Source organism: Bacteroidota bacterium, assembly GCA_038746285.1.
Lineage (GTDB): Bacteria > Bacteroidota > Rhodothermia > Rhodothermales > JANQRZ01 > JANQRZ01.
On the sequence record JBCDKT010000093.1, the window covers coordinates 1 to 6,800 of the forward strand.

Below are 6,800 nucleotides of genomic sequence, written 5' to 3' on the forward strand. Positions count from 1 at the left end.
CCCCGCGAGGGCGTCGGCGGTCACGACGGCACCGTCGAGGTTGAGGAGCGACTCCCGGAGCTGGATGCTCACACGGACGGTGTCACCCGCCAGCGTGACGCGTCGGGTAGCCGGCGCGTAGCCGACGTAGCGGGCCACCAGCTGGCGCCGTCCCTCGGCCGTGGTCGTGAAGGAGAACCGCCCGTCGCCTCCGGTGGCCGTCCCGTCGGTCGTCCCCGCGACGAGAATGGTCGCATACGGCAGCGGCTCGCCGCCATCGTCCAGGATGGTGCCGGTGACGACGGTCTGCGCCTGGGCCGGTGCGGCGAGCACGATCGCCAGCGGGACGAGAAGGAGGAGGAGAGAGCGCATCGTCGCGAAGGGTGACGATGCAAGGGACGGCGCCTCGGGCTCTGGCGTTGGGTTCGATGGACGAGTCGCGTGTGCGCTGGATGAGTCGCGGCTGGCGCTGCCGGGGCGGTCCGGTCGTGGGGGTCTTGGCGCCTACCTCCCGCGTTCACGCCGGCGGGCTGCTGTTCGGGGGTGCCCAGGGATCAGAAGAGGCAGCATCTGCGCCAGACACTTCCCTGCTGGCGGACTCGGAGACAGGATGGACTCCGGAGACGGGCAACCGGGGGGGGGCTGCGCGCAGGCGTCCCGTTAGAACGCCTGTGAGGTGCCTCCGTGAGACGCTGGCAGCAGTCGCCAATGGAGCTGCGGGTCTGGGGTCCTCTGCTCGACCCGGTACGCCAGCAGGAGGGGAGTTTCCGCGCCAGGTCTAGCTTCCAGCGTTTCGCGCTAGAGGCTGCATGCTCCGTCGCCTTCTCGTCACCCGCCCGAGCCGCCGCGAGGCTGAAGATGACTTCCGCTGGCGCGGCGAGGGCGTCTCGCGCTTGGAGAACCTCTCCGACATCGTGTTTGCCTTCGCAGTGTCGTTTCTCGTCGCGGGCTCGGCGCCACCATCGACGTTCGGCGAGCTGGCCGAGGTGATGGTCGACTTCGTGGCAGTCGGACTGTGCTTCGCGTTGCTTCTCTTCGTGTGGTACACCCACTACCTCTTTTTCCGTCGCTACGGGCTGGAGGACGGGCGCACAGTCGTGCTGAACGGGGTGCTGCTGTTTCTCATCCTGCTGTATGTCTACCCCTTGCGGTTCCTGATCGGCTTTCAGGCCGACTTGCTATTCGGACGCCTCAGCGGAGCAGCGATCGCGGACGTACTCACCTACGAGCAGGCGCCGTGGCTGGGCTTGATCTACTCCGGCGGGTACGGTGCCGTGTTTGGTCTCTTCGCGCTGCTGTACCGCCATGCGCTCGCCAAAGCGGACGAGTTGGACCTGAGTGAGCACGAGCGCTGGATGACCGAGCTGCGTGTCGTCCTCGGACTGGTTCACGTCGGGGTCGCGCTGACGGTGATCGTCGTGGGGTTCATGCTGCCGGTGCGGCTCTCTCCGCTGGCGGGGTCGCTGTATGTGGCGCTCGGGCCGCTCCTGTGGGTAGCCCGGCGGAGGTACCAACGTCGGACAGTGGTTGAGGCGGGGTAAGCACCTACGGACAGGTGCCTGCAGTGGGGAGCAGACGGAAAGGACCAGCCGGAAGCACACATCCCGGAGAAGCGAGCGTGTCCGGATCGTGGATCGTGAGCCTGCCGCCGCCGACCTCGCGCCGGGCGATGAGGGGCCGCCGTCCTGCCGCATCTGGTAGCTCGTCACGACCGAAGCCATGTTGGCGAGGGCGATCGACGTCGAAGGGGCAATCACCCCGTTGAAGACCGGCTGGATCTCGTAGGGGTTGACCTCGACACCGGGCGCGGCCACGAGCAGCACCGACGTGAGCCGACGGCCCTGCATCTGCTCGGCCGAGAGCACGAGGCGGGACGTGGGCTCGCGCTCGCTCATCGGGCCCTGGCGGTATCGCCGAAGGCGCGCGCTGTCCGGTTGAGTCGGACGCGAGCGCGGGCGGGGGCTCTGCCTGAGCCTACGCTCGACGTGAGCGGAACGGCCGGGACATAGGCAGCGGGCCGGGTAGCCGGGCGAGCGGTCGGCGGAGCGCGCCGTATCAGTCGGCGCCCCGGGTGGGCGAGCGCTCCCGGCCGAGGGCAAGCGGTCGCTTCGGCGGGACGCGCCGTGGGATCCCACCGCTCGGCGGGCCGACTCCGCGCGCTCCGTCTCCCGCTGGCGGGTGGGCCTCGGCCGGGTCGGAGGCGAGCGCCGACGCCAGAGGCCAGAGCCAGTGCGGCCGCCACGTCAAGGTGAACGCCACGAGCGCCGCCGCCACGCCGAGCCACAGCACCCACGAGACGACGGCAAAGCTGACGACACCATCACGCGCCAGCAGCGGCATGAACGCGAGCGCCAGCAGGAGGTAGCCCGAGGCGCGCATGTCGGTCCACGTCGGCGGCGGGGCGAGGGCGGGGCCTCTAGCGAGTCCGCTGGCGGTCGCGGCGGCGGCCTTCCAGTTCCGGTCGAGGCTCAGCGCGAGCAGGGCGAACCCGGCGTACGCCAGTCCGAGCGCGGCCGCGAGGAGGAGCCCAGCGACGAGGGCGGATGGGGCCGCTGGCGTCACGGCTCCGTCCGGTCTTCGGAGTCTGGCTGCGCAACGGGCGGCGGGGCGACCGCGGGCGTCTCGTCTCCGGTGGTCGCGCCGTCGCCGCCGAGCACGCCGGGCGCCTCGGTCGCTCCATCGCCGGACGGCGCTTGTGTGGGGGCTGTGGACGGGCCTGTGGTCGGGCGGGGAGCCGGACGAGGCTTCGGCTGGGCGGGCGGGCGTTTCGGTGCGGCGGGCGCGGCCTCTGGCGTCACGCGGCCGAGGCGGCGCGCGACGACGACCGCCAGCAGGGCCGTCGCCAGCAGCAGCGCGTCCATCCCGAGAACCGCCCACTGACCCTCCGCTGCCGCACCGACCGGGTGCATCCCCGTCGTCACCCCGTTCAACACAGGCGCAACGACGGCCAGCCCGGCGAGCGCCCACGTCTGCTCGCGCCACACCGCTCGCATCGACGCCCCGCGCCAGCGCCGGAGCGCGACATGCGCGAAGGTTGCCAGCCACACGAGATAGAACGCCCAGACCTCCAGCGCCGCCCGCTCCTGCCCGGCGAACGCCGTCCCGAGTGGCAGCAGCCGGTTGACCACGAAGAAGGCGACCGTCGCGATCAGGATGCCGGTCACGCTCCCGACGGTGAGTACCTCGACCGTCCGCAGGCCGAGCGGGCTCATCTCGGCATGCTTCGCGCGGCGCTTCTCGAACCAGTAGACGAAGCCGGTCCCGATGAGCACGCATCCGGCCAGACCCGCCACGAAGTAGAGCCACCGCAGCGCCCAGTGCTCGAACTGGATGTAGTGCAAACCCGCCAGGAATCGGTTGGCCGATGCCACCGGCGCTGGGTCCCATCGGTGCAGCACCGCGCCCGTCGCCCCGTCGAAGAAGAGGCGCGACCGGCCAAACCGGACCTCATTCTCCGAGCCGCGCCGCATCTCGACGTAGGCACTGGCGTCGCTCGCCTGGTGGACCCAGAAGTAGTCCACCGGCGCGTCGCCCCACATCCCCTCCGCCGCGCGCGCCATCGCGTCGAGCGACCCGACCGTGCCTGGCTCACCGACCGCCTCACGCGTGTAGGCGCCGAAAAGTGCCTCGTAGTACGCCTCGATGGGCGTCTCCTCCTCGGGGTAGGTCAGGCCGGGCGCGTCGGCGAAGTAGACGTCGGCGTAGACGACGAGCCCCGAGAGCGTGATCAGAACGTGGAACGGCAGCACCAGCACACCCGAAAAGTTGTGCAGGTCGAGCGTGCTCCGGGCCAGCTTCTTCTCGGGCCGCAGCGTGAAGAAGTCCTTGAAGATCCGCGCGTGGATGACGACGCCGGAGACGAGCAGCAGCAGCATCGCCATCGCGGCCAGGCCGACGATCCAGACGCCGATGCTCTTCCAGTTCAGGTGGAGCGAGTAGTGAAACGGGTAGATGAAGCCCGTGCCGGCGAGCGTCTCCGGGTCTGGGAGGACTGTGCCCGAGATGAGATCGACCCGGTGGTGGTGGAGCGTACCTTCGGCGCCGATCGCATAGAGGTTGACGACCGGCGCCCGGTTGGTAGGGAGGACGGCGCCCCAAGCCTGTGCGTCCGGGGTGAGGCGGCCGACGAGCGCGGCGAGGGCATCGAGGCTGTGGACGTCGGGGGCTTCGACGCGGGTGGCTGGCATCATCCAGGTGTCGATCTCCTTGTCGAAGACGGAGAGCGAGCCCATCCAGAAGACGGCGAAGAGGACGCTGCCGAGGACGAGGCCGGCCCAGGTGTGGGCCCAGAGCATCGAGAGCCGAAACGTCTCCTTCATTGGTTTACAGTCATCGGTCTGAGGACACCAGTCGGACGGTGGGCCGGGCTCAGGTGCCGGTACGGATCGCAGCTTCGACGACACGAGCAATCCCGATGGCCGCGAACGCGCCGCCGCCGAGGCCGAGCCACAGCCGCCAGAGGCGGCGCTCGGCAATGGCCCAAATCAGCACGATGAGGTAGAGCACGAAGGCGAGCATCATGGCAAGCACGACGGCCTCGCCGCGGGCCATGCCGAGCGCAGCAAGACTCCACGCGAGGAGTGTCGTGACAGACTCGACCACGAGATAGCCGCCGACGACGCCCAAAACCACGCGCTGTGCGACTTGCGCCGCTGGATGCTGAGCGCCCCCCCGAGCGCTCATCGAGCCGTCACGGAGTGAAGCTGAGGGGTCGGGCAAGCGCATACGACGAGGCGCGCCGTGCCAGGACCCGGAGGCAGAGCCACCCGGTCCCAGCACAGTGCGTTAGCGCGCGACGACGACGCGAGGAGCAGCCTCTGCCGTCTGAACTGTGGCGGTCGCCGCTGCCGGTTCCGGCCCCCAGAGTTGAGCGAGCCAGCGCACGTCGCCACCGGGCGTCTCAATGACCGTCGTGTAGCTCGTCAGGCCGTTCTGCCGGAGCACCTCGAAGTTGTCTTCATCCGTAATCGAATCGGGCGGGTAGGCGAAGAAGTACTCCGTGTTGCCAACCTTCCCAAGTGGCCCCCAAGCGGTGTATCCATCCAGAGCCGTGAAGGGTCTCGTGGCGCCCGTCTGCAGGTTCACGGCCGTTGCTACCGTTGGGATCGAAAAAATGCCGATCCAGTCGTCCGGCGCTGCGGTTCCTGCTGGGTAGTGGTTGACGACAGCCTCGTCGCCGAGTACGAAGGGAACGTCACGGACGTAATCGAAGCCAGCGGTCTCTCCCAGGTCGATCTCGAAGTTCGGATCGAACGTTCCGTCCGGAAGAATGCGAAGCATCACGTTGCCAGAGGGAATCTCAGCCGAATCGTGATTCCCGTAGGTCTCAGCGATGCTCGTTGACCAGTACGGATCGAGGAAGAAGCTGCCATCGGGCATCTCGATCAACTGCGAGTAGCTAGAAGGCACCCGGTCGTCCGAATTGAAGGTCACTTGATTGGTCGCTGGGTCGAAGACCATCAGGGTGGTTGCGTACGGCTGCGTCCAGTCTGCCGTGTCGAAGGAAGCGACGACGGCGATGACGAGGTTCTCTGCCGTCACGTAATGATGGAAGGTGGAGAAGCTCGCGCCACTCCCGGTAAAGGGAGTCCAACCTTCCGCGACGGTCGGCGGGAAGTTGATGGTCTCGACGATCTCCATCGCTTCCGGGTCGATCTCGACGATCACACCGTTGGCCGAGTCGATGAGGTAGACCTCGTTGTCGCCGACGAAGACCGGGTTGCCGATCTCGCCGGTGACCCCCGCACGGCTAAGGTCAATCACGCGGTCGTCCGCAGTGAGGCTGAGGTCCGTCCGGTCGACCGTGAACTTGGTGTACGTGCTCACGCCATCGTAGACGAAGATCTCGTCGCCGAGCGAGATCACCGACGAGCCGTCCCCTCCAGCCTCGATCATCGTCGAGAGGTCGAGTTCGGTGGGGACGTCCTCGTAGACGCCGACGAAGTTGACGTAGCCGTCGGGGTCCTGGAGTCGGTAGTTGAACACGACGGCCGACTCGAACTCGGCTACGGGCGGCGGTGCCACCTCGGCCGAGTCGCACGCGGCGACCGTGAGAGCAAGCAGAGCCACGGCCGTCGGGACGCCGAGGCGACGCCTGGTACGCGTCGAGCGCACCGGGATAAAGCGGGGGGTGTTCATGGGTTTAGGGGTGAGGGGACAAGGTCCCCGGTGGTGCACGGAATCCAGCAGTGGGTCGGAGTTGGTGAATCGATTGCGCGAGGCGCTAGAGTTGGGTGGTCAGCTTGAGGTAGACGGCGCGTCCGGGACGCTGCACGCCGAAGAAGTCGAAGACCGTCGCATCGGTCACGTTCTGGACCTCGCCCGTGAGCGCCCATCGCAGCCCCTGCGTCGCCGACTCGTAGGTCGCCCCGAGGTTGACCGTGGTCTGCGTCGGGACCTCGATCTTGAACTCCTGGATGCCCACGCTCTCCCACGTCCGGAAGAACGACTGGACGTAGCGCGTGCCCGCGAACAGGCTCACGGCGTCGCCCCGGCGGATCGGCGAACCCGCCTGGTAGCTGGCGGCGGCGTTGGCGAAGAAGAACGGCCGGTTCGGAATCCGGTCGCCCTCGAAGAGTGCGAAGACGCCCTCGTCGGACGTGTTTCGGAAGGCCTGATAGGTCGTGTTGGCGTCGAGCGTGAGCCGGTCGCCGAAGAGCGACACCTGGCCGCTCGCCTCGACGCCGAGCGATGTCGCGCTGAAGACGGCGAGCTGCAGGCCTGGGCCGACCCCGCCCTCCGAGCCACCGAGACCCGCATCGCCGCCGACGAGGCGGTCGCCCCGTTCTTCGCCGAGCAGCCCCCGGCCGAGGGCACCGACG

Annotated in this window: 7 protein-coding genes; 1 reads left to right on the forward strand and 6 read right to left on the reverse strand. The window is 68.4% G+C overall.

Features of this window, described 5'->3' with window-relative positions:
• The coding region (locus AAGI91_17270; protein ID MEM1044362.1) for a carboxypeptidase-like regulatory domain-containing protein at window positions 1-351 on the reverse strand (351 nt) is incomplete at its 3' end.
• 437 nt (window positions 352-788) lie between these two features.
• On the opposite strand from AAGI91_17270, the gene AAGI91_17275 reads away from it, so the two are divergent.
• On the forward strand, window positions 789-1,520 hold the full coding sequence (locus tag AAGI91_17275) for a TMEM175 family protein (GenBank protein ID MEM1044363.1): 732 nt from the start codon (window positions 789-791) through the stop codon (window positions 1,518-1,520).
• 514 nt (window positions 1,521-2,034) lie between these two features.
• Here the strand turns inward: AAGI91_17275 and AAGI91_17280 are convergent.
• From AAGI91_17280 to AAGI91_17300, 5 genes are all read right to left on the reverse strand, one after another.
• On the reverse strand, window positions 2,035-2,541 hold the full coding sequence (locus AAGI91_17280) for a DUF3325 domain-containing protein (GenBank protein MEM1044364.1): 507 nt from the start codon (window positions 2,539-2,541) through the stop codon (window positions 2,035-2,037).
• Window positions 2,538-4,298 (reverse strand): PepSY domain-containing protein, encoded by a 1,761-nt coding sequence (locus tag AAGI91_17285; GenBank protein ID MEM1044365.1) that lies wholly within the window; start codon window positions 4,296-4,298, stop codon window positions 2,538-2,540. Before AAGI91_17285 ends, AAGI91_17280 begins: the two co-directional genes overlap by 4 nt.
• 49 nt (window positions 4,299-4,347) lie before the next feature.
• Complete coding sequence (locus tag AAGI91_17290) at window positions 4,348-4,611, reverse strand: iron uptake protein (GenBank protein ID MEM1044366.1); 264 nt, start codon at window positions 4,609-4,611, stop codon at window positions 4,348-4,350.
• A 153-nt stretch (window positions 4,612-4,764) separates the two neighbouring features.
• Window positions 4,765-6,117 carry a hypothetical protein gene (locus tag AAGI91_17295; protein ID MEM1044367.1) on the reverse strand — a complete coding sequence of 451 codons (1,353 nt, stop codon included), beginning with the start codon at window positions 6,115-6,117 and terminating at the stop codon, window positions 4,765-4,767.
• Window positions 6,118-6,202: 85 nt separating this feature from the next.
• The coding region (locus AAGI91_17300) for a ligand-gated channel protein (protein MEM1044368.1) at window positions 6,203-6,800 on the reverse strand (598 nt) is incomplete at its 5' end.